The following is a 25,337-nucleotide window of genomic DNA, read 5'->3' on the forward strand; positions in this document are numbered from 1 at the left end:
ACTCCGTTTCCACATCCGGCCCGGTTCAGCGGACCACCAGACGCAACGGTTATGTTCGTTGCGCCGCAAGCAGCCTGCCGGATGAGGTGGGTGAAGAGGGGGATGCCAGTCAAAACACGACCACCCGCCGAAAACGGCGGATGCATCCGGAAACGGGATGCGGCAGCACTCTCGTCACGCTTAACGCGCTTATGGGCGCGCCACCAACATACGACCGCCCCCACGGCCAATACGTCTAAGTTGACCTGTTCTGATTACCCTTCGTTCACCTTGGAGTGAAGCGAAATTGCGGCGGCACGGCGCCCGCGGCTGCCCGGCGACCCTTGTCAGAGCCCATGCGGATCAACCCGTTACCCTGTTCCATTCCCGTGATTGTTGAGCACCCGGAAACGTCCTGCCGCCCCTAACCCGGCGATTCCTCTTATCTTCGGCCCAACTGCGGGATCACCCTGTTGCCGGCACCCCAGAGTTTGTTTCCATCGCCGCCGCAGCGGCATTCAACCATAGCGCGAATTAACCAGATTCAGAATTTCGCCATTAATTTGCCCCGGTCGATCCGGCCCGTTCACCGTTTCGCACCAATCCGCAAGATTGTCCGGATCTGGTGATGGTTAATGCACAGCCTTCAAAACGCGGCGGCGAATCGCCCCTTCCGGCCGGACCTGAAAACGGGCAAGGCGCGGCCGCACCGCGCCCGCGCCAATCCTGTCACGATATGCTTGAAAGCTGATTTGGTACCCGAGGTCGGACTCGAACCGACATACCTTGCGGTGGCGGATTTTGAATCCGCTGCGTCTACCATTCCGCCACTCGGGCCGCGGCGCCTTGGCGCTGCCTGCGCACCGGGTCTAGCGCCGCGCCGCGCCCGCGTCAACGCGGCATCGCAGATCGCGCGGGCTCAGAGGTCCCGCGCCTCGAACGTGTTGCAGGCGTCGATCCGGCCCGAGTCCAGCCCGGTCTGGAACCAGCGCATCCGCTGCTCTGAGGTGCCGTGGGTAAAGCTGTCGGGCATCGGCCGCCGCCCGGCATTCTTTTGCAGCGTGTCGTCGCCGATCTGCGCCGCGGCATTCAGCGCCTCTTCGATGTCGCCCTGCTCCAGCGTGCCAAGGCTATGCGCCGCCTCCCGCGCCCAGATGCCGGACAGACAATCGGCCTGCAGCTCGATCATGACCGAAATCCGGTTGGATTCGACCTCGCTCACCTGCTGGCGGATCTCGTTCGCCTGGCTCAGGATGCCCAGTTCGTCCTGCACATGATGGCCGATCTCATGCGCCACCACATAGGCCGCCGCGAAATCGCCCCCAGCCCCCAGCCGGTCGCGCATCGTGGCAAAGAAGGCGGTGTCCAGATAGACCTTCTGGTCCGCCGGGCAATAGAACGGCCCCGTCGCCTCGGACGCCGTACCGCAGGCAGAGGTCGTGCCCTCGCGGAACAGCACCAGCGTCGCCGGATCATAGCTGCGGTTCAGCTGATCGCGGAACAGCTTGGTCCAGACCACCTCGGTATCGCGCAGGGTGACCGCGACGAATTCGCCCTCGGCCTGTTCCTTGGCAGACAGCTCTGCCGTTGAACCGCCGGTCTGCCCGCCCTGCCCATCCAGCTGCTGGAGAAGCTGCGAGGGGTCCACGCCCAGGAACAGCGCGATCACCACGATCACCACCGCGCCAAGGCCGCCCACCCCGGCCACCCCGCCCCGGCTGGCGCCCATGCGGCGGCGATCCTCGACATTGCGGCTTTGCTGCCGGCCTTTCCACTGCATGATGCACCTCCTGCGCGTGCCGCTGACTCGGGGTCTCCGATCACAAACGCGAGACTAGCCGTCCCGTTCCGGGGCCGGAAGCGGCAAAACACGGCGGCGTGAGGGCGCAACGGCCTGCCTTCCCCCCGCCGGGCCAGAGGATTATGGTGCGCCCGAACAGCGGCAGAGGTCCTTCATGCGCATCGGTTCCGCATCCGTCACCCTGGCCGGGCTCGGCTCGGCCGCCATGCTCGGCGCGGCGTTCTTCTTTCAATATGTCGGCGGCCTGCCGCCCTGCCAGCTCTGCATCTGGCAACGCTGGCCGCATGCGGCGGCAGTGGCGGTGCTTCTGGTCTGGGCGGGCACGCGCTGGCGCATCCTGCCCTGGCTCGGCGCGCTGGCCGCGCTGACCACGGCCGGGATCGGCATCTTCCACATGGGCGTGGAACAGGGCTGGTGGGAATTCATCTCCTCCTGCACCTCAGGCTCCATCGCCGGGGAATCCGCAGCCTCGCTCCTGCCCGGATCGGGCGCCGATGTGGCGCCGCCCGTGCGCTGCGACCGGATTCCGTGGGAATTCCTTGGCCTGTCGATGGCGGCATGGAATGCCATCACCTCGGCCGGGCTCGCCGCCCTCTGGATCTTCGGCGCCACCCGCAGGGATTGAGTGCCGCCTGCGGCGACAGCCTCCGGCGGGGATATTTGACCCAGCATGAAACCGCAAAGGCCTTTCATACTGGTGCAAATATCCCGGGGGTGAGGCGCGTTCCGCGCCGAGGGGGCAGCGCCCCCTCCCCGGCCGCGGTCAGGCGCCGAGGCCTACAACCGGCGCGCAGCCCATCAGCCTTGCATGTTCCTGAATGGCGAAGCGGTCGGTCATCCCGGCCACGTAATCCGCCACCACCCGGGCCAGCGCCGTCTCATCCCGGGCTGCGGCCACATCCGATTGCCACTCCGGCGGCAGAAGCCCGGGCTGCGACAGGAACAGCGGGAACAGCTCATCCACCACCTGCGTGACCTTGGCCCGCACCTCCATGACCGAGGGCGCGCGATACATCCGGTGGAACAGGAAGCTGCGCACCGCCTTCAGCTCCTGATACAGCGGTTTCGAGAAGCGGATGATCGTTGTGCCCATATGGCGGATGTCATCGACCGATTGCGGCTGCGCGGCGGCCAGCCGGTTCTCGGCGACATGGATCACATCCTCGACCATGCGGCCGAAGACGCGGCGCAATGCCTCGTGCCGGCGGCGCATGCGGTCCAGCCCCGGATGCAGGCGGTCCACCTCCTCGAAGGCGGGACCGGCGACCGGCAGTTCCATCAGATCGTCTTCGGAGAAGAGGCCGGAGCGGAGACCGTCGTGCAGATCGTGGTGCGAATAGGCCACGTCATCGGCGATGGCCGCCACCTGCGCCTCGGCCGATGCATGGGTGTCGAGTTCCAGATCCCAGGCCGCATTCACCTCGGCCAGGGCATAGGGCAGCGGGCCGTCATGTTTCTTGTCGGCATTCGGGCCGGTCACCGGGCCATTGTGCTTGGCGATGCCCTCCAGCGTCTCCCAGGTCAGGTTCAGCCCGTCAAAGCCCGCATAATGCCGCTCCAGCCTTGTGACGATCCGCAGCGCCTGGGCGTTGTGATCGAACCCGCCATAGGGCGCCATCAGCCGTTCCATCGCGTCTTCGCCGGTATGGCCAAAGGGCGTGTGGCCAAGGTCATGCGCCAGCGCGATCGCCTCGGCCAGATCGGTGTTCAGGTTCAAAACGCCCGAGATGGTGCGCGCCACCTGTGCCACCTCGATCGAATGCGTCAGGCGGGTGCGGTAATAATCGCCCTCATGTTCGACGAAGACCTGCGTCTTGTGCTTCAGCCGCCGGAAGGCGCTGGAATGGATGATCCGATCGCGGTCCCGCTGGAACGGGCTGCGGAAAGACGACATGCCTTCGGGGAAAAGCCGCCCGCGGGTGGCAGTCGGCTGGCAGGCGAAGGGGGCGAGTGACACGGGGAGCGGGCCTTGGCTTGTTCGGAACGTCGGTTCCCCCTATATTCACTGGCGAAGCCGAAGGATACCGGAACAGCCATGGAACTTGCCCTTCCTCCCCGCGTCACCGACCGTGCCTTCGCACGGCTGGCCGAAATTGCCGAAGCCACCGGCGAGGTGAAGCCCCTTCGGGTGGGCGTCTCCGGCGGCGGCTGTTCGGGCTTTCAGTATGAGATCCGGCTGGATGATCCCGCAGCGGATGACATGGTGCTGGAAAAGGCCGGGCAGAAGGTGCTGGTCGATCCGGTCTCGCTGCCCTTCCTGCAGAATGCGGTGATCGACTTCACCGATGAGCTGATTGGCGCACGATTCGTGATCGAGAACCCGAATGCCAGCAGTTCCTGCGGCTGCGGGACCAGCTTTTCGATCTGATTTTCCGGTTATGGCCGTCGCAGGGGGGGCTCTGCCCCCAAGGCTGCCATGCAGCCTCCCCCCGGGATATTTGAGCCAAGATGAAGGGATCAGGCGGGATTTTGGCCCAGCCGTGCCTCCAGCCAGCGATAGTAGCTGCGACCCTGACCTTCGGCCGAATAGGCGGCGTTCAGCGCGATCTTGGCGCGGAAGACCTGAGCCGCTTCGGGCGCGTCGTGCAGGGCGTCGACATGGGCCAGATAGGCGCGGTGGACGCGGGCGCTGAAATCATCGGCGGCGGTCACGCTTTCAGGCCTTAAATTCAGGAGATAGGGCGCGGGGGAAAGCGGCAGGCTGCCACCCTGTGCCTCCATGATCTGAAGCATATGCAATATGTCCTGTGACAGCGCATCGGCGAAGGGCGGGCAGCGGTCGCGGGCGAAGAGGCCGCGGGCCGAGGCGCCGCTTTCCGCCATCACCGCCGGGGTCAGCCGGTCATGGTCGTGCCAGAGGCGCAGGAGCGGCACGCCATGCTCCCGCACCTCCAGCGCCGAGGCTGCGGCGCCTTCGGCCCGGGCCAGCGGCAGCAGGGCGGCAAGCCAGCCCGGAGCCAGCTGGTCATCGGCGTCGAGATAGGTCACGAAAGGCGCCGTGGCGCGGGCCAGCGCCCGGTTGCGGGCCGGGCCGACACCCGAGCGGATCGCGCCCGTCACCTGCACCTGGACCGAAGGCAGGGCCGAGGCGGCGGCATAGGCTGTGCCGTCATCGGATTCGACCAGAATTTCCAGCGCATCGGCGGGCAGTCCCCCTGCGAGCACGCTGTCCACCGCGGCGCAAAGCGTGGCCTCGGCGCGGCAGGCGGGGATCAGCACGGAAACCAGCGGCGGCATTCTTCCCCTCCTTCAGGCCCGCGGCAACCTTGCCCTTCCCGGCGCGGACCGGCAAGATGGCACCCTGTGCGGAGGGTTTCCATGAAGATCGCCACCTTCAACATCAACGGCATCAAGGCCCGGATCGAGGCCCTGCCCCGCTGGCTTGAGGCGGCCAGCCCCGATGTGGTCTGCCTGCAAGAGATCAAATCGGTGGATGAGGGTTTTCCGCGCGAGGTCTTCGAGGACATGGGCTATCGGGTGGAGACCCATGGCCAGAAAAGCTTCAACGGCGTCGCCATCCTGTCGAAGCTGCCCTTGGAGGATGTGACGCGCGGCCTGCCCGGCGATGATGGGGACGAACAGGCGCGCTGGATTGAGGCGACGGTGATCGGCACCCGGGCGGTGCGGGTCTGCGGGCTTTACCTGCCGAACGGCAACCCGGCGCCGGGGCCGAAATACGAATACAAGCTGGGCTGGATGGCCCGGCTGGAGGCGCGGGTGAAAGCCCTGCTGGCCGAAGAGATGCCCGTGGCGTTTCTGGGCGATTACAACGTGATCCCGCAGGCCATGGATGCCGCAAAGCCCGAGGCCTGGGTGACGGATGCTTTGTTCCTGCCGCAAAGCCGGGCGGCGCTGCGGCGGATCCTGCATCTGGGGCTGACCGATGCCGTGCGGATGCGCGACCCGCGGCCGGGCCTCTATACCTTCTGGGACTATCAGGCGAATTCCTGGGAACGCGGCAACGGCATCCGCATCGACCATGTGCTGCTCAGCCCGCAGGCCGCGGATCTGTTGCAGGAGACCGGGATCGACAAGGAGGTGCGGGCGGGCGACAAACCCTCGGATCACGTGCCGGTCTGGGTGGAACTGGCGGCCTGATCGGCCTCTTCCGCGCCGGGCAGCGCCAGCGCCTGCCGCGGCCAGAGAACGCCGAGATGCCCGCGCAACCGGATCAGCAGCAGATCGGCCAGCGCGCCTTCGGGCCGTGCCGCCCATTGCAGCGCGGCGCCCCCGATGATCGCCTGCAGCAGGGCAGCCGTGCCTTCGGGCGCATCGCCGGGCAGGCGCTGTTCGATCGCCTCGCGCAGCATCCGGTCGCGTTCGGCGGCCAGCCGGGCCAGTTCGGGATCGGCCGCCTCGACCGCGACCATTGCCGCGCGGGACGCGGGGGCGGCCCCCGCCTCCATCCGCAGGGCTAGATCGGTCAGGAACAGCCATGTGCCCTTGCGCCCGCGGTCAGGCGGCAGGGCGGCCAGATCGGCGGCCAGCGTCTCGGTCTCGCGCAGCGCCAGCGCGCGCAGCAGCGCCTCGCGGCTGCCAAAGCGCTGGATCAGCGCCGGGCGCGAAATGCCGGCGGCATCCGCGGCATCGGTCAGGGTGAACCCCTGCGGCCCGCGGTCCAGCAGCACCCGGCGGGCGGCGGCCAGCAGATCGTCGTCGGAAAAGGTTCTAGGTCGCGCCATGGGCGGCTCCGGGCGTGGTCTGGGTGACGTCGTGGCGATAGATCCAGTCAAACCGCGACAAGGCGAGCCCCGGTGCCACCGCCCCGCCCAGCTGCAGCGCCAGATGCGCCAGAGGCCGCATCGGTCCCGACAGGTGATAGCGGCGCGCGTTGCGGTTCGCCGCCTCGACAATGCGGGCGCAGCGGGGCGCGCGGGCGGCCTGATAGGCGGCCAGGGCGGCGGCAGTATCGTCCAGCGCCTCCAGCCGGTCGGCCAGCAGCCAGATATCCTCCAGCGCCATATTGGCCCCCTGCGCCAGAAAGGGCAGCGTCGGATGGGCCGCATCGCCCGCCAGAACAGCGGCGCCTTCGGCCTGCACGGCCGACCAGCGTTTCGCCACCGGGTGGCGGAACAGGCCCCAAAGCCAGACATCCTGCACCTGATCCAGCCAGCCGCGCACCCGCGGACCAAAGCCTTCGAAGGCCAGCCGCAGTTCCATCGGATCATCGCGCAGAGACCAGCCCTCCTCGACCCAGCGGCGGCGTTCCTCGACCGCCACGATGTTGCGCAAGGTGCCACCCCGCAGGGGATAGCTGACCAGATGGCGGCCCGGCCCCATATGCACCTCGGCCACTTTCGGCGCGTCCGGATCGCATGGCAGAAGCGCACGCCAGGCGATCTGATGGGTGAAGAAGGGGGCCACCCTTCCGTTCAGCGCCTGCCGCACCGGCGAATGCAGCCCGTCCGCGCCGACCAGCAGCTCTGCCTCGATCCGGGCACCGGTGGAGGTGGTGATCACCGGGCGCGGACCGGACAGGTCCACGTTTTCCGCCTTCTGCAACAGGCGCAGATCCACCCCGGCCGCCCGCGCCGCGGTGAGCAGAAGCCCGACCAGATCCGCACGGTGCAGGAAGTGCCAGCCCTCTTCGGGCCGCAGCCGCGCCACCTCCAGCCGGGTGACCAGCCGTCCGTCCAGCCCGTCACGCAGTTCCACCGCCTCCGCCCGGACAGAGGCCGCCTCCAGCGCGGGGCCAAGGCCAAGGCCGCGCAGGACAGCCGCACCATTCGGGCTGATCTGGAGGCCCGCCCCCACCTCGCGGATGGCGCCGGCCTGTTCCAGCAGGGTGACGCGTGCGCCGCGCTGTGCAAAGCGGCAGGCCGCGGCCAGACCGGCGATGCCCGCGCCCAGTATGGTGATGCTGCGGTCCTTCAGTCCCATGAAGCCCCTGCCCGCCCGATGCCCGTCTCATGCAAACGCCGGACGGTGGCCCCGCCCGGCGTTCCTTTTTCCAAGGTTCCTTGCCCGTCTGCAACCCCGAGAGAGACAGCAGCCCTGCGACAGGAAATTCAGTCGTCGCGATGCACCTTTTCCCGGCGCTCGTGCTTTTCCTGCGCTTCCAGCGTCATGGTGGCAATCGGCCGGGCGTCCAGGCGCTTCAGGCTGATCGGCTCTCCGGTCATCTCGCAATAGCCGAACTCGCCGCTTTCGATCCGCCGCAACGCCGCATCAATCTTGGAAATCAGCTTGCGCTGCCGGTCACGGGTGCGCAGTTCCAGCGCGCGGTCCGTCTCTTCGCTGGCCCGGTCGGCCAGATCGGGGACATTGCGGCCGCTTTCGGTCAGGTTGCCCAGGGTTTCCGCAGATTGCTCCAGAAGCTCCTGCTTCCAGATCACAAGCTTGCGGCGGAAGTATTCCAGCTGACGATTGTTCATGAAGGGCTCGTCCTCGGCAGGACGATAATCGTCAGGCAGGAAGGTTTCGGCCTTCATCGCAGTTCTCTCCATGTCGCCGGACTGCGCCGACAGGTGGTCTGCTGTCATGGACGCACTCCTGTTGGGCGGGCATGTAGCCCAACCGACAGGGGATGTCACTACACAATAGCACAGGATGTCGAAGCGGCCGTGGCGTCAGACCGCGGCAGAGGGCCGCGCTGCCTGCCGGTTGGGCAGTCCGGGCAGCGGGACGGGGTTTGCGCCCGAAGGCCGCGCCACACTTGACAGAAAGGCCGCCGCCCGCCTCTCTGGCGGCTGTCCTGCGCCAGAACACCAGGGGCCATTTCAGGCCGCCAGGATATCCAAAGCTGCCGCCGCCGGGAGTGGCCCGGGGCGTTTGAGATCAACCCATGTCCCGGAGCGGACCCGATATGACCAGCAGTCATCTTTTCTCTGCCGCAGCTGCCCTGGCCCTGATGGCGGCCCCTGCCCTTGCCCAGTCGCCCGACTATTCCGTGGGCAGCGGCACGCTTTACGCCTCGGTCAAAGGCTGGAGCATCGCCAAGAGCGAACAATACGGCTGTTCGGCCTATCTTGATGCGATGCAGATCGTCATCAACGCGCCGCCCGCGGGCGGCTGGCAGCTGATCTTCCCCTATGACGGCGCAGATGGAGAGTTCCAGGGCTCGATCGACGTGGACAAATACAGCTTCACCGAAACCTATTTCGGCGAAGCCGGGTGGATGTATTCCAGCTTTCCCCTGGGCATGCGCCAGGCCGTGGGCGCGGGAAGCATGATCCATCCCATGATCGGCCCGGTGGATGAGGAGATTGCGCTGACCGGCTCGACCGCCGCGATGTTGAAGGTCGAGGAATGCTGGAAAGAGCTCAGCGGCTGGACCCCGGCCTCCAGCCGCGCGGGGACCTTCGCCTTCTCGGGCGACTGATGCCGCCGCGGCCGGGTGTCTTGCCATGCCCGGCCGCGCGCCTTACCCCTTGTGCTGCACCTGCATCACCGGAGGGACAGGCCCATGCGTTTTGACGGCACCGCGGATTATGTCGCCGCCCCCGATCTGACCGTGGCGGTCAATGCCGCAGTGGCACTTGGGCGCCCCCTTCTGGTGAAGGGCGAACCCGGCACCGGCAAGACGGAGCTGGCCCGTCAGGTGGCCGCCGCGCTGAACCTGCCGTTTCTGGAATGGAACGTGAAATCCACCACCAAGGCGCAACAGGGGCTTTATGAATATGATGCCGTCAGCCGGCTGCGCGACAGCCAGCTGGGCCCCGGACTTGGCGGTGAACGAGTGAACGACGTGCGGAACTACATCCGCAAGGGCAAGCTCTGGCAGGCGTTCGAGGCGCCGGGCCGCGTGGTCCTGCTGATTGATGAGATCGACAAGGCCGACATCGAATTCCCGAACGACCTGCTGCAGGAACTCGACCGGATGGAGTTCCACGTCTATGAGACCGGCGAGACGATCAGCGCACGCCAGCGACCGGTGGTCATCATCACCTCGAACAACGAGAAGGACCTGCCGGACGCCTTTCTGCGCCGCTGCTTCTTCCACTACATCCGCTTTCCCGATGCGGACACGCTGTCACGTATCGTCCGCGTCCATTTCCCCGACATCAAGGAACGGCTGCTGGCCACCGCGCTGAGCGAGTTCTTCGCCATCCGCGAGACCCCGGGGCTGAAGAAGAAACCCTCCACCAGCGAGGTGCTGGACTGGCTGAAGCTGATCCTGGCTGAGGACCTGACTCCGGAGGAGCTGAAGCGCGACCCGAAGCATCTGCTGCCGCGGCTGCACGGGGCGCTTTTGAAGAACGAACAGGATGTGCAGCTGTTCGAGCGGCTGGCCTTCATGGCACGGGGCGAGCGTTAGGCGGAATTGAGGCAGATGCCGCCACAATTCCGTCCGATTCGGGAGCCTATGCCTCGCTTTGGACACAGTGTTGCCACAATTCAATCACCTATCCACAGAAATTTGAAATAAACTGCAATAATGCGTGACATAGGGGCCACATATCTGGCCCCCTCCCCACCCACCACCGCCATGGATAGTGGCAGGCCGGGCGCCAAGATTCCGCGCAATTGACATGAACCGGCCCTGATCCCGACACTCCTGTCACGACGAATGACAGATGAGTGAAGTTCAGGTGAAGGCCCCCTCCATGTCCGAAGGACAGATCCGCAATCCGCATCCTGCCCCGGCCCTGCCGGGACAGCGCGGCGCTGCGGTTCCGGGGCACCGCCACGATTTCCAGCCCCGTCCGTCTGCTGCGCGCCCTGCCCGGCCGCAGCACGGCGGGGCATCCCGCGCGCCCGGCCGGCCGGTCCACGGTCAGGGATTTTCCGGCGCAGATCCGAGGGGCACCACGTCTGCTCGCCCCCTCGGCTCTGCGCCGGCCCGCGCGTCACAAAGGGACCACCGGACGTTCCGGCCGGATCGTGATGCGGGGGCATCGCGGTCCGGCTGGCCGGCCCGGCACCGCAACCGCCGGGGGCGAACCCCCGCATCCTTGAGCCGAGCTGCCAACTCATGCGTAAACTTCCGTTGCTTGCGGCCTTCCTGGCCGCCACCGCCTGCGCGCCTGCCGCACAGGTTCAGGTAACCAAGGCCACCGACCGCCTGCCCGCGGCCGCGCCCGAAGCCTTCTCCGCGCCCGCCCTTGCGGCCGAGGCCTTTCCGGGCGCCCTGCCCGGCCACGGCGGCCACAGCGCCTCCGAGATGGCAGCCAATTTCATGGAACTTGCGTTCAATCTGGAAAGCGGGCGCCCGCTGGCCACCTTCAGCCGGTTCGAAAAGACCATCACCGTGGCCCTGACCGGCGATGTGCCGGCAACAGCCGCGGCGGATCTGTCCCGCCTGATCGGCCGCCTGCGGGCCGAAGCCGGGATCGACATCCGCCCCGCCGCCCCGGGCGAGGCCGCCGCCGTCACCATCGAATTCAGCCCGCGCAGCGCGCTGCGCAAGGCCGCGCCGAATGCCGCCTGCTTTGTCGTGCCGAATGTGACCACCCTTTCGGACTACCGCGCCAACAAGGGCAGCGCACAGCAGGATTGGGCGAATGTGGCGCAGCGGCAGAAGGTCGGGATCTTCGCCCCCTCCGACGCTTCGGCGCAAGAGGTCCGGGACTGCCTGCATGAGGAATTGGCCCAGGCCATCGGCCCGCTGAACGACCTGTACCGGCTGTCCGACTCCGTCTTCAACGACGACAATTTCCATTCGGTGCTGACGCCCTTCGACATGGCCATCCTGCGCGCCTATTACGCGCCGGGTCTGGCGTCAGGCATGTCCCGGGCCGAGGTGCAGTCGCGCATCAGCGGGATCATGGCGGGCATCGTCGCCTCGGACGGCTGGGGCACGCCGGACCTGTCGGCCACGCCGCGCAGCTGGACCCAGGCGATCGAGGGCGCGCTTGGCGGCAAGGGCAGCGCAGGCGCCCGCCGCGGGGCCGCAGAACGCGCGCTGGCGATCGCAGCAGCGCAGGGCTGGCGCGATGGCCGCATGGCCTTCAGCCATTTCGCTCTGGCCCGGCTTCTGGTCAGCACGGACCGCGCCCGTGCGGTTGAGGAATTCACCCGCGCCTCTGCCATCTACCGCGGCCTGCCGGGCGGTGCGGTGCAGGTGGCCCATATCGACATGCAGCTGGCCGCCATCGCCGTGGCTTCGGGCCAGCCGGAACAGGCGCTGCGCTTTGCCGACCGTGCGCTGCCGGTGATCCGCGCCGCCGAAAACCACGCGCTGGCCGCCACCGTCCTTCTGATCCGCGCCGAGGCTCTGGACCTGCTGGGCCGCGGGGCCGAGGCGGCACGGGCGCGTGTGGACAGTCAGGCAGACGCGCGCTATGGCTTCGGCACGGAAGCGCAGATCCGGGCCCGCACACGAGAGATTGCGGCGCTTGGCGCGCGCGGATCGCGCGGCTAGGGCACCTTTGCCCCTGCCGTCAGACGACAGCGGGGGCAGAGATGATCGTGATCGGCGGCTTCATTCTGGGGGCCTTCATCGGCGCCGCCAGCGCGCGGCGGCAAAAGGGCAAGGCCGTGGATATTGCGCAATATGCCTTTGCCCACGGCATCCTGCTGGCGCTGATCGGGCTGTTCCTGACCATCGTCATCGACCGGATGACCTGACCTCTGCGGGGGAACCGGCCATGTTCCTGCCCTTCTTCGAAACCCTGCGCCGCGAAGGTGTGCCGCTCTCCCTGCGGGAGCATCTGGCCTTTCTGGAGGGGCTTTCGGCCGGTCTGGTGACCTGGGACAGCGAAGGGTTCTACCATCTGGCCCGGACGGCGATGGTAAAGGACGAACGCCATCTGGACCGCTTCGACCGCGCGTTTTCCGCCTGTTTTTCGGGGCTGGAGCATCTGCCCGACGAGGCCGTGCTTCAGGCGCTGAACCTGCCCGAAGACTGGCTGCGCAAGCTGGCCGAACGGCATATGACGGATGAGGAAAAGGCGCAGATCCAGGCGCTTGGCGGATTCGATGCGCTGATGGAGGCGCTGAAGAAGCGGCTGGAGGAGCAGAAGGGCCGCCATCAGGGCGGCAACAAATGGATCGGTACCGCCGGAACCTCTCCCTTTGGCGCCCATGGCTACAACCCCGAAGGCATCCGTATCGGGCAGGAGGAAAGCCGCCACCGCCGCGCGGTCAAGGTCTGGGACCGGCGCGAATTCCGCGATCTGGACGACCGGGTCGAGGTGGGCACCCGCAACCTGAAGGTGGCGCTGCGCGCGCTCCGCCGGTGGGCGCGCACCGGCGCGGCCGAAGAGCTGGATCTGGACGACACGATCCGCGCCACCGCCCATCAGGGCTGGCTGGATGTGAAGACCCGGCCCGAGCGGCGCAATGCCGTGAAGGTGCTGCTGTTTCTGGACATCGGCGGCAGCATGGACAGCCATGTGCAGGTGATGGCCGAACTCTTCTCCGCCACGCGGTCCGAATTCCGCACGCTCGAGGTCTATTACTTCCACAACTGCCTCTATGAAGGCGTCTGGCGCAGCAATGCGCGGCGCTGGTCGGAACAGACCCCCACATGGGATGTGCTGCGCAGCCATGGGCCGGACTGGCGGGCGATCTTCGTGGGCGATGCCGCGATGAGCCCCTATGAGATCACCCATCCCGGCGGCGCGGTGGAGCACTGGAACAAGGAGGCGGGCGCCGTCTGGCTGGCGCGCGCCACGGCGCAATGGCCGCATCACCTGTGGATCAACCCGGTGGCCGAACGGTATTGGGACCATACCCATTCGACGAAACTGATCCGTCAGGCCATGGGCGGACGCATGGTGCCGATGACACCGGAAGGCATCGCCCGCGGGGTGAAAGAGCTGCGCTGAGCGCCACCATCGCGGTGCGGGCGCGGATCCCTGCTTCGGGGCGTGTTCCCGTCCGGCGCAGGCCTTCGGCTTGGGGCGGTTTCACTTTACAGACACCACAACGGTCGCAGGCCTGAGCTGGAATTCCGTTCTGGCGAGACCTGAACCACTTGGTCTGCACTCGTATCCTTGGCCTTCCGGCGGCGGGACCAAGGCAGTCGATCCAGACCGGGAATTGCCGCGACGGCTGCGCCCCGGACAGTTGGCCCTTTCCCCTGCACCCGCAGCGCCCCATATTGGCGGTATGATCCGGCTTCTGATCCCCGTTCTTCTGGCCGCCGCCTTCGCCTGGGCGATGATGCGGTTTTCGCTCTGGCAAACCCGCCGTAAGCTGGAGGCTGAGGCCGTGCCGCTGCGCGACCCTGCGCTGGAGGCACAGGCCGCGCGCCTTGCCCGTGCCTTGGGGCTGGAACGGGTTGAGGTCCGCATCCTGCCGACCGAGGTGGTGAATGGCCTCGCCGATGCCGATGGCCGCATCTACCTGACCCGCGGTTTCCTGACCCGCCGCGCCCGGGGCGAGGTGACGGATGAGGAACTGGCCTCCGTCATCGCGCATGAGCTGGGCCATGTGGCGCAGGGCCATATGAAGCGGCGGATGATCGACGTGACCGGACAGAACACCGTGCTGATGGCGGTGTCCGGGCTGTTGCACCGGGTGCTGCCCTATGCCGGCCCGTGGCTCGCGCGGCACGCGCTGTCGGCGCTGATGGCGGGCCTGTCGCGGCGGGATGAGTTCGAGGCGGATGCCTGGGCCTCGGCCCTGCTGATCAAGGCCGGGATCGGCACTGCACCACAGAAGGCATTGTTCCAGAAGCTGGACCGGCTGAGCGGCAACGCGGGCGCCGACATTCCGGCCTGGCTGCGCAGCCACCCGACCGCTGCCGACCGCATCGCTGCGATCGAGCGGAACGAGGCGCGCTGGCTGGGCGCGCCCAAGGCGGATTAGACTCCCATGGCCTTGGCCAGCCGGTACAGGCGCAGCCGTTTCAGGATGGCCTTCACCGTCACGGGCTGGCCGGAAATCGCCTGAGCTTTCGCGCGGGACGCTTCCACAATGGCGGCCATGGTTTCGGGCGCGCCGGACTGCAGTTCCCACAGGAACCCGTCGGGGTCACGCCGGGCAATGCCTTCGGCGGCCAGGGCATGGCCGGGGAAATCCTGCGCGTTGAAGGTCACGATGGCATCGGCATGGCCCGCAATCGCCACGGCCAGAACATGCAGATCGGCCGGATCGGGCAGGATAAGGCGGGATTCGATATCGGGCCGGGCGGCGATCCGCCCGCGCGGAAAGGCGGCGGCAAAGGCAGCGGCCTCTCCTTCCGCCACGGCCTGCGCGCCGGGACCCAGCTTGGCCGTGGCCCGGGTCCATTCGCCAAGGATACGGTCGGACCACAGCGGTTCATAAAGCCCCGCCGCCCCTGCCGCCTGCAGGATTTCCCGCAGGATGGTGGGGTAAAGAACGCAGGCGTCCAGAACGGCCTTCACGCAGGCCTCAGCCGTCCAGCCGGAAGGCCAGCGCCTTCAGATAGCCCCCCTCGGCCAGTTGCGGCAGGACCGGGTGATCCGGCCCGGCAAAGCCGGTGTAGAGGAGCTGCGACCGCCGCCCGCCCCGGCCGATACCCCGGGCGCTGGCATTGCGGAACGCCGACAGATCCGCGGCGTGAGAGCAGGAGCAAAGCACCAGACAGCCGCCCGGCGCCACAAGGGGTGCCGCCAGCCGGGCAATCCGTTCATAGGCGCGCAGGCCCGCCTCCAGCGCGGGTTTCGCGGGGGCAAAGGCGGGCGGGTCGCAGATCACCAGATCGAACCGCGCGCCTTCGGTCCCCAAAGCCTCCAGCACGGCAAAGGCATCGCCCTGCCGGGTGGAGAAGCGCGCACCCAGACCCGCCGCTTCGGCCCCGCGGGTGGCAAGGTCCAGCGCGGCGGCGCTGGCATCCACGGCCAGCGCGCTTTCGGCGCCCTGCGCCAGCGCCGCAAGGGCAAAGCCGCCGACATGGGAAAACACGTCCAGCACCCGCGCGCCATGGGCCAGCCGGGCGGCAAAGGCATGGTTCTCGCGCTGGTCGAAGAACAGGCCGGTTTTCTGGCCGCCCATCAGATCGGCCATATAGGTGGCGCCGTTCATCGTCACCGCAACCGGACCTTCGGGCGCCGGGCCATGGACCACGGCCATCTCCTCAGCCAGCCCCTCCAGCCCGCGCGACCGGCCGGAGCCGTTCTTGATCACCGTCTGCACGCCGGTGACCGCCACCAAGGCGGCGACCAGCGGCTGCAGCAGCATCTCGGACCAGGCGGCATTGGGCTGCACCACGGCCACATCGCCGAAACGGTCGATCACCACGCCGGGCAACCCGTCCGCCTCGGCATGTGCCAGCCGGTAGAAGGGTGCCGCATACAGCCGCTCCCGCAGGGCCAGCGCGCGCGACAGGCGCAAGGTGAACCATGCCTCGTCAATCTGCGCCTCGGGGTCGCGGTCCAGCATCCGGCAGGTGATCTTGGACGCGGGGTTCACCGTGACCAGCCCCAAAGGCCGCCGCTCGGCATCCTCCAGAACGGCCAGCGTGCCGGGGGTCAGCGCCTGCGTGCGGCGGTCCAGCACCAGCTCATCGGAATAGACCCACGGGAAACCATGGCGGATCGCCCGCGCCTCGGCCTTGGGGCGAAGACGGACGACGGGGCGGGCGGGGCGGGCGGAATGCGAAAGGGAGGGCTCCATGCCCTCCCCCATATCCGGTTCCGCAGGGGCCGGAAAGTCTCAGTTCGCAGCCAGGGCCACCGGATCGGCGGCACCGCGCGCGGTCAGCCCCGCCACCGCAGGATCGACATTCAGGGCCTTCAGCTCGCGCCGGATGACATTGGCCAGCCGCTGGCGCACCACATCGCGCTGCGTGATCCCCTCATAATCCTGTTTCACCGCCGCCTGACCGCCGGGAGCAGCCACATCGGCATTCACCACGCGCGGACCGGACAAGATCTCGCCCGTCTCGGCATGGCGGATGGTCAGCAGGAAATGCAGCGAATGCACCCCGCCAAAGGTATAGCGGGTCTTGTCGGTGACGCAGTGGAAGCGGGTCACCTCGATCTCGGCCACGACCGGAATGCCGGATTTCAGCGGCGCCACCGCGGCAGTGGCGGCCTCGTCATAGATCGCCTGAATCTGGGCATAGCGGTCGCCCCGCGGCTCTCCGCGCCAGACGATATCGGCGATGGGATAGAAGACCTCGGCCTCGCTGACGCGCAGGTCGCGCGGCACGGTCACCGTGACGGCGCGCACCTCCAGCGGCATCGTCACCGTCTGCACGCCATGGCCGGGCTTGCCGCCCCCTGCCGTGGCCAGCGTCACACCATGCGGCGCAGGCGTTGCCGCCCGTGTCGCCGGACCGCCGGAGCCGCAAGCCGCCAGAGCCGCCACCAGCCCCAGAGCTGTTCCCAGTTTCACTGCCGTCCCGAAGCGCTGCATGTCCCTACTCCGCCTCTCTGGGCCTTCTGACCCGTTGCTTGCCGCCAATTTCCCTCCGGATTGCGGCGAAAATGGGCAGGCATCGGTCCGGCTTCACGGCGGCCTGCGGGTATTATCGCGGCAACGGAAACAATTGCGACCGGGGTCGTGCACATCCCGGCAAAGCGCGCTAGACTGCCGTCGTCACCGGCGCATTCGTGCCGATGCCCGCCCCGCTGCCCTCCCCCGATCCGAATGTCGGGCAAGGGGATTGTTAGCGCTAACACATTCTGCTAGTCTCTGCGCGCCAGCCCGCCAGCGTGAGGACCCGATGACCCTCCATCCGACCATAGCCCGCGTCACCGACCGGATCCGTGCCCGGTCCGAACAGACCCGCAGCGCCTATCTTGACCGCATGGCCCGCGCCGTGGCCGCAGGTCCTGCCCGCGCCCATCTGACCTGCGGCAATCAGGCCCATGCCTATGCCGCGATGGAAGAGGACAAGGCCCCGCTGGCCGAAGGCCGCGTACCGAACATCGGCATCGTCACCGCCTATAACGACATGCTGTCCGCGCACCGCCCGTTTGAAAGCTACCCCGAGCGGATCCGCGCCGCCGCCCGCCGTGCGGGCGCCACGGCGCAGGTTGCGGGCGGTGTCCCGGCCATGTGTGATGGTGTGACCCAGGGCCAGCCGGGGATGGAACTATCGCTTTTCTCCCGCGATGTGATCGCCCTCGCCGCCGGCGTGGCGATGAGCCACAATTGCTTTGACGCCGCGCTCTATCTGGGTGTCTGCGACAAGATCGTGCCCGGGCTGATCATCGCGGCGGCCACCTTCGGCCATGTGCCCTCGGTCTTCGTGCCCGCCGGGCCGATGACCAGCGGCATTCCGAACGACCAGAAATCCAAGGTCCGCAACGCCTATGCCGAGGGCAAGGCCACGCGCGAAGAGCTGATGGCGGCCGAGATGGCCAGCTATCACGGCCCCGGCACCTGCACCTTCTATGGCACGGCCAACACCAACCAGATGTTGATGGAGGTGATGGGCCTGCACCTGCCCGGCGCCAGCTTCGTCAACCCCGGCACCCCCCTGCGCGACGCCCTGACCGAGGCCGCCGTCGCCCGCGCCGCCGAAATCACCGCCCTTGGCAATGACTTCCGCCCGGTGGGCGAGATTCTGGACGAAAAGGCCTATGTCAACGGCATCGCCGGGCTGATGGCCACCGGCGGCTCGACCAACCTGATCCTGCACCTGCCCGCCATGGCGCGGGCCAGCGGGATCCTCCTCGACCTTGAGGATTTCGATGACCTCTCCGGCGCGGTGCCGCTGATGGCCAAGGTCTATCCGAACGGTCTGGCCGATGTGAACCATTTCCACGCCGCGGGCGGGCTGCAATATATGATCGCCCAGCTTCTGGACGCGGGCCTGCTGCATGAGGACGTGCGTACCGTCGCGGGCGATGGCCTCACCCCTTACCGGCAGGAACCGAAGCTGATCGACGGCCGCCTCAGCTGGTCGCCCGCCCCGGCGGACAGCCTGAACGACAAGATCCTGCGCCCCGCCTCCGACCCCTTCGCCGTGACCGGCGGGCTGAAACAGCTGGCGGGCAACATGGGCCGCGGCGTCATCAAGGTCTCGGCGGTGGCGCCCGAACGCCATGTGATCGAGGCGCCCGCCCGCATCTTCCACGATCAGGCTTCGGTGAAAGAGGCCTTCAAACGCGGCGAGTTCACTTCCGACACCATCGTCGTCGTCCGCTTCCAGGGCCCGCAGGCCAATGGCATGCCGGAACTCCACTCGCTGACACCCGTCCTCTCGGTCCTGCAGGACCGCGGCCTGCGGGTGGCGCTGGTCACCGACGGCCGGATGTCGGGCGCCTCGGGCAAGGTGCCCGCGGCGATCCATGTCTCGCCCGAGGCGGCCTCCGGCGGCCCGCTGGCCCGGCTGCGCGACGGCGATCTGGTGCGGCTGGATGCGGTGGCGGGCACACTCTCCTGCCTCGCCGAGGATTTCGAAAACCGCATCGCCGTCACCGCCGATCTCTCGGCCAATGGCTTCGGCATCGGCCGCGAGCTCTTCGAAGCCTTCCGCCGCAATGTCGGCCCGGCTGAAACCGGCGCCGCCGTGGTGGTCTGACAAAACCCCCTGCCCCTTTCCTCTTGATCCAAATACTCTGCGGGGGTCCGGGGGTGCAAAACCCCCGGCTTTCCGCCCGAAACCACCGGAGCCCCCGATGACCCCCGCCGAACAATCCGCCGCCGCCCTTTCCGTCTGCCGTCTGGCCCCCGTGGTCCCGGTTCTGGTGATCGAGGATCTGGCCCATGCCGCGCCTCTGGCGCAGGCTCTGGTGGCGGGCGGCCTGCCCGCGCTGGAGGTGACCCTGCGCACGCCCTGCGCGCTGGATGCGATCCGCGCCATGGCCGCGGTGCCGGGCGGCGTCGTCGGTGCGGGCACGCTTCTGACCCCCGCCGATGTGAAGGCCGCCAAGGCCGCGGGCGCCACTTTCGGGGTCAGCCCGGGCGCGACCGAACGGCTTCTGGATGCCTGCGCGGAACATGACCTGCCGCTCCTGCCGGGCGCTGTGACCGCGTCGGAGATCATGGCGCTGCTGGAAAAGGGCTACAATGTGCTCAAGTTCTTCCCGGCCGAACAATCGGGCGGCGCGGCGTTTCTGAAATCCATCGGCTCACCCATCCCGCAGGTGAAATTCTGCCCCACGGGCGGCATCGGGATCAGGAATGCGGGCGATTATCTGTCGCAGAAGAACATCCTCTGCGTCGGCGGAAGCTGGGTCGCCCCCAAGGATGCCATGGCCCGCGGCGACTGGGCCGCGATCACCGCGCTGGCGGCCGAAGCCGCCAAACTGCCCCGCGCCGCCTGAGGTCTGACCAAGGCCCGAGGGCGCCTAGCCCTCGGCCTGACGCATCCGTGCCATGCGCCCGCCGCGCCGTCCGGTGGCGGCGGGCAGGCCCAGCCCGGCCTCCAGCACGCCGTTCATCGGATGGCCGGGCGTGGGCAGCGCATATTCCGCCATCAGCGTGCGGATCGCATCGGGCACGTCGCGGCCCGCGGGCAGGCTCAGCGACCAGTCCAGAAAGATCGACCGGCATTCGCCGAGGGTGATCCCCTCGATCCGATAGCTTTCCCGGACCAGCCCCTTGGGGTCCGCCTCTTCCAGCCGCATGGCCCGTCTCCCCATCCTGCCGCCTCCGCTTTCAGGCAAAGTGCCGTGCCGCCACGACGGCGGCAAGCTCGGTTACCGACCGAAGACGTGCCGAAAGCGCCGCCGCGCTGGTTTCGCCGGTCTCGCGCAGCAGAAACGCCAGCCCACCTTCGCCCAAGGCCTCCGGTGCCAGCGGCTTTTCGGTCAGCAGACGCGCTGAGCAATGCAGCTGCCACAGGAACCGGAACGCCATGAGCAGCGTATTGCGGTCATCGGCGGGCAGCACGTCCTTGGCACCCGCCAGCTGCCGCTCCACCGTGCGGGCCGGGTTCGCGGTGATCAGCGCCGCCATTTCCGCCATCAGCTCGATATCCATGATCCGGCCGGGGCCGTTCTTGGTCTCCCAGTCGCCCTTGGCGGGCTTGGCCTCCTGCAGGCGCAGGCGCATGGCCGCCACATCGGCGCGGACCTGCGGGCCCTGCCCTTTTTCGGCAATGATCTCGCGCCGCAGCGCCTCGACCTCAGCGGCAAGCTCCGGCGCACCCGCCATCACCCGCGCGCGGGTCAGGGCCAGATGCTCCCAGGTCCAGGCCTCGGTCCGCTGATACTCGCGCCAGCCCGACAGCGGCGTCGCCACCGGACCCTGCCGGCCCGAGGGGCGCAGCCGCACGTCGACCTCATAAAGCCGCCCCTCGGCGGTATGGGCCGAGAGCGCGGTCACCATGGCCTGCGTCAGCCGGGCATAATAGGTCCGCACCGCAAGGGGCTTGCGCCCCTCGGACTGTTCGGCCTCACCCGCGTCATAGATCAGGATCAGGTCAAGATCGGAAGCCGCGTTCAGCTTGCCCGCGCCAAGGCTGCCCATGCCCAGAAGCACCGCGCCGCGGCCGGGCATATCCCCATGCTTCTGCGCGAATTCGGCCAGCACGCAGGGCCAGACGCAGGCCACCACCGCCTCGGCCAGATCGGCATAGCTCTTCCCGGCCTCGAACGCGTCGATCAGGCCGCGCAGATGGTGCACCCCCACCCGGAAATGCCATTCCTTCATCCAGCGCCGCGCCGCATCCAGCTGGCGTTCGTAATCCGGCACCGCGGCCAGCCTCTTGCCCAGATCGGCCACCAGCCCCGCCACGCCGGGCCAGGGTTCGAAGAACGATCCGCCGATCACCGCATCCAGCACGCCCGCATTGCGCGAGAGATAGGCCGCCAGCGCGGGCGCGGTGCCCGCGATATCCACGATCAGGTCGATCAGCGAAGGATTCGCCTCGAACAGCGCGAAGACCTGCACCCCGGCGGGCAGGCCCGCAAGGAAACCGTCCAGCGCCACCAGCGCCTCATCGGGGTTGGCGGCGCGGGCCAGCCGCTTCAGGAACTGCGGCGACAAGCGGCGGAAGATGCCCTGCGCCCGGTCTGACCGCAGGCAGGGGTAATGCTGCCAGCCCGCCACGATGCCCCGCGCCTTCTCCGACAGATCCGGCACCGCCTCGGCCGCACCGGGCGAAAAGAACCCCTCGGTCAGCCGGTCGGTGCGGTTCAGCCGGTCCAGAAGGTCGCGCCGGAAGCTGGCCTCGTCCTGCCCCATGAAGGCGGCGATCCGGGCCACGCCCTCGGCCGTGGGGGGCATGGTCTGGGTCTGGGCGTCGTTCACCATCTGAAGCCGGTGCTCCACCTCGCGGTGGTAACGGTAAAGCTCGGTCAGCTCTCCGGCCACCTCGGGCGGGATCCAGCCCTTCTGGGCCAGCGCATCCAGCCCGCCCACCGTGGTGCGGTCGCGCAGGTCGGGGTCTCGCCCGCCCGCGATCAGCTGCCGGGTCTGGGTAAAGAACTCGATCTCGCGGATGCCACCCGGCCCCAGCTTCATGTTGTGGCCTTCGACCCCGATCGCATGCAGCCCGCGGTGGTCGCGGATGCGCAGGCGCATGTCATGGGCGTCCTGAATGGCGGCATAGTCCAGATGTTTGCGCCAGACAAAGGGCGTCAGCGAGGTCAGGAACCGTTCCCCCGCGGCCAGATCGCCGCCGCAGGGCCGGGCCTTGATATAGGCCGCGCGTTCCCATGTCCGGCCCTCGGCCTCATAATAGCTGTAGGCCGCCGCCATCGACAGGCAGACCGGCGTGACGCTGGCATCGGGCCGCAGCCGCAGGTCGCTGCGGAAGACGTAACCCTCCGCCGTCACATCGGACAAAAGCGCGGTCATCTTGCGGGTGACGCGGATGAAGGCCGCGCGCGCCTCCTGCCAGTCCTCGCCATAGCGGTCCTGATCGAACAGCGCGATCAGGTCGATGTCCGAGGAATAATTCAGCTCTCCCGCACCCATCTTGCCCATGGCCAGCACGGTCAGCCCCGCGGCATCGGCGGCATCCTCCGGTCCCGCCCCGGGCAGTTTGCCGCGGCGGATTTCTTCCGCCACCAGCCAGCGGACCGACAGGTCCACCGCCGTATCGGCCAGCGCGGTCAGCGCGGCCGTCACCTCTTCCAGCGGCCAGACGCCGCCCAGATCGCAAAGCGCGGTCAACAGCGCCGTCCGCCGCTTGGCCTGACGCAGGGCAGCGCCCAGAGTGTCCAGCCCTGCCTCGCGCGGTTCGGTCAGGATCGAGGCCATGGCGTCTTCGGGCGCACCGGCAAGGGCGGCGCGCAGCCACTCCCCCTCGCGCCCCATCAGCCCGCGCAGATAGGGCGAGCAGCCCGCGGTTGCGGACAGAAGTCCCCGCAGTTCAGGCGCCAGATCGCCAAAGGCGCCCGCGGTATCCCGCGCCGCCTCAGGGTCAAAGGGCAGCGGCTGACGGGTCAGCCGTGCGGCAAAGGGCGGCAGGTCGGCGGGCAGAAGATCGGGGGCGGAACTGTTCATGCCGCGCACCATTGCGCGAGCCCGCGCCCGCGGTCAACGGGGCGCGGCAGCACAGGGCCGGCGCCGCTTGCCCCCGGCCGCGGCAGGGTCCAGAACAGCGGGGCCGATGACGGAGACCGCCATGTCGAAAAGCCTTGCCCGCGTGACCGCCGCCCTTGCCGCAGCAGGACTGCCCGGCCGCCCGGTCGAGATGGCGGAAGAGACGCGCACCGCTGAACAGGCCGCTGCGGCGGCCGGATGCGCGCTGGACCAGATCGTGAAGTCGATCCTGTTTCAGGGCGTCAGCGGGCGGCTTTACCTGTTCCTGACCGCGGGCGGCAACCGCGTGGATGCGGACCGCGCCTCGGCCCTTGCCGGAGAGCCGCTGGGCCGGGCCGACGGCCAGACCGTGCGGGCCGTGACCGGCTTTGCCATCGGCGGCGTGGCGCCGCTTGGCCATCTGACGCCCCTGCCGGTGTGGATGGACCCGCGGCTGACCGAATTTGCCGAGGTCTGGGCCGCCGCGGGCACGCCGCGCCACATCTTTCCGGCCGATCCCGACGCGCTGGCCCGCGCCGCAGGGGCCACGGTAGCCGCCTTCTGCGCAGGCTGATCCGCAGGGAAACCGGCGGAAAATCGCCTGAAACCACTTTATGTGAATATTCTTAACATACCCACTTGAAACGAAGCCCAATGGCGCGCATCTTTGCGATGTGAAAGCAATTCACATGAACGCAACGGGAGACACCGCCGATGAACACCACCACCACCTTCAGCGCCCCCTCCGGCCCCCTGGGCTGGCTGCGCCGCGCCGAGGCCTGGCTGGACGCGCGGGGCAGATGGGCCTGGATCGCCGCCATGGTGGCGGGATTCGTCTTCGTCTGGCCCGTCGGCCTTGCCCTTCTCGCCTATATGATCTGGGGAAAGAAAATGTTCGGAAAATCCTGCCGCAACGGCCATGACCGCCACCACCATGCCGCCCGAGAATGGGCGCGCGAATGGGGCCGCCCCGACCGCGCCGCCTTCCGCCCATCGGGCAATGCCGCCTTCGACAATTACAAGTCGGACACGCTGCGCCGGCTGGAGGAAGAGCAGGAGGCCTTCGAATCCTTCCTCAAGCGTCTGCGGGAAGCCCGCGACAAGCAGGAGTTCGACCGTTTCATGGACGAGCGCGCCCGTGCCGGACGTGATGTGACGGAGGCCGACACGGCAACGGCTGCGGCCGAAACCCCGGCTGACGCCCGCCGTGGCGAATACTGAGGCGGATACTGGGGCAGCTGAACCGCAGCCCACCCCGCAAAAGCATCCTGCCCCGCCCGGAAACGGGCGGGGCTTCGCATTTGTGATACATGCCCCCTTTGCGGCACAGCGCGGGCTTGCTAGGCTCTTGCCCGACCGTCATTCTTTCATCAGCCCCTCTCCTTCCCAGATCCTTTCACCCGATGCGCCATACGCTTCCCATTGCGCCGCAGTTCTATGTGACGGCCCCGCAGCCCTGCCCCTATCTGGAGGGGCGGATGGAGCGGAAGCTTTTCACTGCACTGCAGGGGGAACATGCGCAGCGGCTGAACGACAGCCTGTCGAAACAGGGCTTCCGCCGCAGCCAGAACGTGCTCTACCGGCCGTCCTGCGCCGAATGCTCGGCCTGCCTGTCCGCCCGCATCCGGGTGGCGGATTTCGAACCCACCCGCACACAGCGCAAGATCATGCGCCGCAACGCGGATCTGCGCCGCAACGCCACCAGCCCCTGGGCCACCGACGACCAGTTCGCGCTGTTCCGCCGCTATCTGGACCAGCGCCACGCCGATGGCGGCATGGCCGACATGGATATCTTCGAATTCGCCGCCATGATCGAGGAAACGCCGATCCGCAGCCGGGTGATCGAATATTCCCGCCCCGCGGACGAGGGAGAGGCCGGCCGCCCGCTGACCGCCGTCTGCCTGACCGATGTCTTCGACGACGGGCTGAGCATGGTCTATTCCTTCTACGATCCCGACCTTCAGGCCCGCAGCCTGGGCACCCATGTGATCCTGGACCATGTCGCCATCGCGCGTGAGGCGGGCCTGCCTTACGTCTATCTGGGCTACTGGGTGCCTGGCAGCCGCAAGATGGGATACAAGGCCGGTTTCAGCGCGCTGGAAATCTACAAGGGCAGCCGCTGGATCCCCTTGGGCGACCCGGCCGACCACCGGACAGAGCTTCATCCCCTCTCCGTTGACCCGATCGCCGAACAGGTCGCGCGCATCAGCCTGCCCGAAGCGCGGGCGGCCCGGGAATGACGTTGCGTCACCTTGGGCCTCTCCCGGGTGTGCGGGCCAAATTGGTCAAATTTTCTTACCACACCTGCGTTGACGCAGGTTTATGGCCCCGCTAACAG

The 25,337-nt window shown here is 67.9% G+C and carries 25 protein-coding genes and 1 tRNA gene; 14 read left to right on the forward strand and 12 right to left on the reverse strand.

Going from position 1 to position 25,337, the window contains the following annotated elements:
* Positions 1 to 732: 732 nt before the first annotated feature.
* Together ACO2Q5_RS00940 and ypfJ are read right to left on the reverse strand one after the other, a co-directional pair.
* A tRNA-Leu gene (locus ACO2Q5_RS00940) sits at positions 733 to 816 on the reverse strand.
* Between the two features lie 82 nt (positions 817 to 898).
* Positions 899 to 1,759: a KPN_02809 family neutral zinc metallopeptidase gene (gene ypfJ, locus ACO2Q5_RS00945; RefSeq protein ID WP_423287530.1), complete on the reverse strand. Its 861-nt coding sequence runs from the start codon at positions 1,757 to 1,759 to the stop codon at positions 899 to 901.
* A 175-nt stretch (positions 1,760 to 1,934) separates the two neighbouring features.
* Here ypfJ and ACO2Q5_RS00950 point away from each other — a divergent pair, with 175 nt between their 5' ends.
* Positions 1,935 to 2,405 carry a disulfide bond formation protein B gene (locus ACO2Q5_RS00950; protein ID WP_423287532.1) on the forward strand — a complete coding sequence of 157 codons (471 nt, stop codon included), beginning with the start codon at positions 1,935 to 1,937 and terminating at the stop codon, positions 2,403 to 2,405.
* Positions 2,406 to 2,543: 138 nt separating this feature from the next.
* On the opposite strand, the gene ACO2Q5_RS00955 is transcribed toward ACO2Q5_RS00950, so the two are convergent.
* Positions 2,544 to 3,737 carry a deoxyguanosinetriphosphate triphosphohydrolase gene (locus ACO2Q5_RS00955; RefSeq protein ID WP_423287534.1) on the reverse strand — a complete coding sequence of 398 codons (1,194 nt, stop codon included), beginning with the start codon at positions 3,735 to 3,737 and terminating at the stop codon, positions 2,544 to 2,546.
* Positions 3,738 to 3,815: 78 nt separating this feature from the next.
* Between ACO2Q5_RS00955 and ACO2Q5_RS00960 the strand changes: the two genes are divergently transcribed.
* A complete protein-coding gene (locus ACO2Q5_RS00960; RefSeq protein WP_423287536.1) occupies positions 3,816 to 4,148 on the forward strand; it encodes a HesB/IscA family protein in 333 nt (110 codons plus the stop codon).
* Positions 4,149 to 4,237: 89 nt separating this feature from the next.
* On the opposite strand, the gene ACO2Q5_RS00965 is transcribed toward ACO2Q5_RS00960, so the two are convergent.
* Positions 4,238 to 5,017 (reverse strand): glycosyltransferase family 2 protein, encoded by a 780-nt coding sequence (locus ACO2Q5_RS00965; RefSeq protein WP_423287538.1) that lies wholly within the window; start codon positions 5,015 to 5,017, stop codon positions 4,238 to 4,240.
* 81 nt (positions 5,018 to 5,098) lie between these two features.
* Between ACO2Q5_RS00965 and xth the strand changes: the two genes are divergently transcribed.
* The gene (gene xth / locus ACO2Q5_RS00970; RefSeq protein WP_423287540.1) at positions 5,099 to 5,878 is read left to right on the forward strand and encodes an exodeoxyribonuclease III; all 780 of its coding nucleotides are present in this window, start codon (positions 5,099 to 5,101) and stop codon (positions 5,876 to 5,878) included.
* On the opposite strand, the gene ACO2Q5_RS00975 is transcribed toward xth, so the two are convergent.
* The 3 genes from ACO2Q5_RS00975 to dksA form a co-directional block, all read right to left on the reverse strand.
* The gene (locus tag ACO2Q5_RS00975) at positions 5,845 to 6,462 is read right to left on the reverse strand and encodes a TetR/AcrR family transcriptional regulator (protein WP_423287542.1); all 618 of its coding nucleotides are present in this window, start codon (positions 6,460 to 6,462) and stop codon (positions 5,845 to 5,847) included. The two genes, xth and ACO2Q5_RS00975, sit on opposite strands and share 34 nt — an antisense overlap.
* On the reverse strand, positions 6,449 to 7,660 hold the full coding sequence (locus ACO2Q5_RS00980; RefSeq protein ID WP_423287544.1) for an FAD-dependent monooxygenase: 1,212 nt from the start codon (positions 7,658 to 7,660) through the stop codon (positions 6,449 to 6,451). Before ACO2Q5_RS00980 ends, ACO2Q5_RS00975 begins: the two co-directional genes overlap by 14 nt.
* Positions 7,661 to 7,788: 128 nt before the next feature.
* Complete coding sequence (gene dksA / locus ACO2Q5_RS00985) at positions 7,789 to 8,211, reverse strand: RNA polymerase-binding protein DksA (protein ID WP_423287994.1); 423 nt, start codon at positions 8,209 to 8,211, stop codon at positions 7,789 to 7,791.
* Between the two features lie 374 nt (positions 8,212 to 8,585).
* Here dksA and ACO2Q5_RS00990 point away from each other — a divergent pair, with 374 nt between their 5' ends.
* The 6 genes from ACO2Q5_RS00990 (at position 8,586) to ACO2Q5_RS01015 (ending at position 14,476) form a co-directional block, all read left to right on the forward strand.
* Complete coding sequence (locus ACO2Q5_RS00990; protein WP_423287546.1) at positions 8,586 to 9,101, forward strand: hypothetical protein; 516 nt, start codon at positions 8,586 to 8,588, stop codon at positions 9,099 to 9,101.
* A gap of 84 nt (positions 9,102 to 9,185) precedes the next feature.
* Positions 9,186 to 10,037, forward strand: a complete 852-nt coding sequence (locus ACO2Q5_RS00995) for an AAA family ATPase (RefSeq protein ID WP_423287548.1) — start codon at positions 9,186 to 9,188, stop codon at positions 10,035 to 10,037.
* 657 nt (positions 10,038 to 10,694) lie between these two features.
* Positions 10,695 to 12,083 (forward strand): DUF2927 domain-containing protein, encoded by a 1,389-nt coding sequence (locus tag ACO2Q5_RS01000; RefSeq protein ID WP_423287550.1) that lies wholly within the window; start codon positions 10,695 to 10,697, stop codon positions 12,081 to 12,083.
* 41 nt (positions 12,084 to 12,124) lie between these two features.
* A complete protein-coding gene (locus tag ACO2Q5_RS01005; RefSeq protein WP_423287552.1) occupies positions 12,125 to 12,289 on the forward strand; it encodes a hypothetical protein in 165 nt (54 codons plus the stop codon).
* A gap of 20 nt (positions 12,290 to 12,309) precedes the next feature.
* Positions 12,310 to 13,491 (forward strand): vWA domain-containing protein, encoded by a 1,182-nt coding sequence (locus ACO2Q5_RS01010; RefSeq protein ID WP_423287554.1) that lies wholly within the window; start codon positions 12,310 to 12,312, stop codon positions 13,489 to 13,491.
* Positions 13,492 to 13,774: 283 nt separating this feature from the next.
* On the forward strand, positions 13,775 to 14,476 hold the full coding sequence (locus tag ACO2Q5_RS01015) for a M48 family metalloprotease (RefSeq protein ID WP_423287556.1): 702 nt from the start codon (positions 13,775 to 13,777) through the stop codon (positions 14,474 to 14,476).
* On the opposite strand, the gene ACO2Q5_RS01020 is transcribed toward ACO2Q5_RS01015, so the two are convergent.
* From ACO2Q5_RS01020 to ACO2Q5_RS01030, 3 genes are read right to left on the reverse strand one after another with little or no spacing between them, the layout of a single operon-like run.
* Positions 14,473 to 15,015, reverse strand: coding sequence for an RSP_2648 family PIN domain-containing protein (locus ACO2Q5_RS01020; protein ID WP_423287558.1), 543 nt, complete (start codon positions 15,013 to 15,015; stop codon positions 14,473 to 14,475). The two genes, ACO2Q5_RS01015 and ACO2Q5_RS01020, sit on opposite strands and share 4 nt — an antisense overlap.
* Positions 15,016 to 15,022: 7 nt before the next feature.
* A complete protein-coding gene (locus ACO2Q5_RS01025) occupies positions 15,023 to 16,246 on the reverse strand; it encodes an RSP_2647 family RNA methyltransferase (protein ID WP_423287560.1) in 1,224 nt (407 codons plus the stop codon).
* Between the two features lie 39 nt (positions 16,247 to 16,285).
* On the reverse strand, positions 16,286 to 16,990 hold the full coding sequence (locus ACO2Q5_RS01030) for a DUF6778 family protein (RefSeq protein ID WP_423287562.1): 705 nt from the start codon (positions 16,988 to 16,990) through the stop codon (positions 16,286 to 16,288).
* A gap of 310 nt (positions 16,991 to 17,300) precedes the next feature.
* Here ACO2Q5_RS01030 and edd point away from each other — a divergent pair, with 310 nt between their 5' ends.
* Together edd and eda are read left to right on the forward strand one after the other, a co-directional pair.
* Complete coding sequence (edd, locus tag ACO2Q5_RS01035) at positions 17,301 to 19,106, forward strand: phosphogluconate dehydratase (protein WP_423287564.1); 1,806 nt, start codon at positions 17,301 to 17,303, stop codon at positions 19,104 to 19,106.
* Positions 19,107 to 19,203: 97 nt separating this feature from the next.
* Positions 19,204 to 19,851: a bifunctional 4-hydroxy-2-oxoglutarate aldolase/2-dehydro-3-deoxy-phosphogluconate aldolase gene (gene eda, locus ACO2Q5_RS01040; RefSeq protein WP_423287566.1), complete on the forward strand. Its 648-nt coding sequence runs from the start codon at positions 19,204 to 19,206 to the stop codon at positions 19,849 to 19,851.
* A gap of 24 nt (positions 19,852 to 19,875) precedes the next feature.
* On the opposite strand, the gene ACO2Q5_RS01045 is transcribed toward eda, so the two are convergent.
* Together ACO2Q5_RS01045 and ACO2Q5_RS01050 are read right to left on the reverse strand one after the other, a co-directional pair.
* Entirely contained in the window at positions 19,876 to 20,154 is a 279-nt protein-coding gene (locus ACO2Q5_RS01045; protein ID WP_423287995.1) for a hypothetical protein, read from the reverse strand.
* Between the two features lie 31 nt (positions 20,155 to 20,185).
* Positions 20,186 to 22,981 carry a glutamine-synthetase adenylyltransferase gene (locus ACO2Q5_RS01050; RefSeq protein ID WP_423287568.1) on the reverse strand — a complete coding sequence of 932 codons (2,796 nt, stop codon included), beginning with the start codon at positions 22,979 to 22,981 and terminating at the stop codon, positions 20,186 to 20,188.
* 121 nt (positions 22,982 to 23,102) lie between these two features.
* On the opposite strand from ACO2Q5_RS01050, the gene ACO2Q5_RS01055 reads away from it, so the two are divergent.
* The 3 genes from ACO2Q5_RS01055 to ACO2Q5_RS01065 all read left to right on the forward strand — a co-directional run bounded on the left by ACO2Q5_RS01055 (position 23,103) and on the right by ACO2Q5_RS01065 (position 25,239).
* The gene (locus ACO2Q5_RS01055) at positions 23,103 to 23,573 is read left to right on the forward strand and encodes a YbaK/EbsC family protein (RefSeq protein ID WP_423287996.1); all 471 of its coding nucleotides are present in this window, start codon (positions 23,103 to 23,105) and stop codon (positions 23,571 to 23,573) included.
* A 140-nt stretch (positions 23,574 to 23,713) separates the two neighbouring features.
* Positions 23,714 to 24,220 (forward strand): DUF2852 domain-containing protein, encoded by a 507-nt coding sequence (locus tag ACO2Q5_RS01060; protein WP_423287570.1) that lies wholly within the window; start codon positions 23,714 to 23,716, stop codon positions 24,218 to 24,220.
* A gap of 182 nt (positions 24,221 to 24,402) precedes the next feature.
* Positions 24,403 to 25,239 carry an arginyltransferase gene (locus ACO2Q5_RS01065; protein WP_423287572.1) on the forward strand — a complete coding sequence of 279 codons (837 nt, stop codon included), beginning with the start codon at positions 24,403 to 24,405 and terminating at the stop codon, positions 25,237 to 25,239.
* Positions 25,240 to 25,337 lie beyond the last annotated feature (98 nt).

The organism is Neotabrizicola sp. VNH66, from assembly GCF_049445895.1.
Taxonomy (GTDB): Bacteria; Pseudomonadota; Alphaproteobacteria; order Rhodobacterales; family Rhodobacteraceae; genus Pseudogemmobacter.